We start from the raw sequence: 1719 nt of genomic DNA on the forward strand, positions 1-1719 counted from the left end.
ATAAGGGGTTGGCATTCCACATTCTAATAAGGCTTTTCCTACCTCAGTAAAATCAGTAACACCATTTTTCTCCCACGTAGCTATCTCTCCTGGAGGAGGTTTATCGATATTACATCCAGTTACACCCACCAAAACTATTCCACTTAATAACTTTAAAATGTATTTCATTTTTTACTCCTTGATTTACTTAAAGGAAATTGTTCACGATGAGATGTGCCATAAAACTTTTGGCATTTATAACCCACATCTCCAAGGCAAGTATGGGAGCTTATGGGATTCATGATCACTCTCCACCATTCTTTCCACATGTTACTACCAGTAGGTATTGTCTCGTAAGTATAGCCATTGCCGCCAATAATTCTGCTTACAAAGTCGTATCTATTCCCATCAAAGCCAATAGTGGTTTGTTTGCCATCACTCACATAACCTAACAGACCGGATGCAACTAAAGCATTAAAGGCTGGTCCATAGAAATTGATATTCGTGTTGTCGGCTATACCGTGAACACCTTCTTGTTTGAAAGAATTCAGCATATTCCCCAATGTCATTGTCCCGCGACTATGTCCATAAAGTTCTAATCCTGTAAGACCATGGCTATACACCAAATCTTTTGCTTCTTGTGTTGAATTGGTCAAACCCCAAAAGTTATTTTCCATAAACTTCTGATAGCCCGCGACTAGAAGTTCTGAGATAGCAGAATCAGCTTCTGGGAACACCACAAAATAAAGCGGTTCATTTTTATCCTTCGCATGTTGAACCGCATAAACAGCGGCTTCCTCTGGTGGAGTAAAGATGCCATTAAAGGACACATGCACCTTGCCATCAGCACCCTCTTGTAAATGCTGCTTTTCTTCATCCGTTAAATAATGTGCGTGAGGTATTGGTTGTCCACGAGCGTCTCTTATAGGTACCCCATTCGCATCTATTTCATAGATTGTATTGCCATTTTCATCACGGTCGACCACGGCGATGGGGTGCTCTTTGATAAACATGGTTTTATAGGAGTCATCACTGTATTTAAATCCTTCTTCCAACAATTGCGTTGCCATTTCGCGGTTTTCATGGACGATTTGTTCCAGCTTGCCTGCATCGAGCTGTTGTACACCTTTATGGGCGGTGGCAGTATCCCGATTAAGGGAGGCTATGGCTTGCTCAACATCTTGCCCTGTCAATGCCTTCTGCCCTGCTTCATCAGTAATGACGATAGTGCCATTGCTGATAGCAGATTTGGTATATCCTTCCTCTGAATCTTTAGCTTTTGAATGATCTAAGACATTTTTGGCAATGTTTTTCCCGACACCATATTTGCCCTGATACATCGGACCACCCGCCGAAATGCTTAAACCTTGGCTGCTAGCTTGCGCATGCGCACTGTTGCTGATATCACTGGTGCTAATGCTTCCTGTGGTCAGGCTGTTTTTATCTGCCGGCGCAGTGCTTTCAATAATACCTCCGGTCAGCGTTGTTTTATCTTTAACGTTGATCTTAAAACCACCATCACCCGCTTTGATGCCTGATTGTTCCACAACACTATGATAATCACTAGAGGATTTATCCTTGTTCAAGGAAATATTGGTTGTGGCTGTACCATCCTTTTCTCGGCTATTATAACCAATGGAAACAGAGTTTTGCTTGCTGGAACTTTGTCCCGTATCACTGCGGCTGGTAATGGCAAAATCACCCCCTACTTCCATTTCTACACGCTCTCCAGAAACCACG

1 pseudogene is annotated in these 1719 nt (G+C 42.6%); it reads right to left on the reverse strand.

What is annotated here, in order from left to right:
- Nucleotides 1-164: 164 nt before the first annotated feature.
- Nucleotides 165-1719 (reverse strand): annotated as a pseudogene (locus ACFINY_RS09630) (filamentous hemagglutinin); the annotation flags it as partial.

The sequence above is a fragment of the Bartonella sp. AA23NXGY genome (assembly GCF_042197165.1).
Lineage (GTDB): Bacteria > Pseudomonadota > Alphaproteobacteria > Rhizobiales > Rhizobiaceae > Bartonella.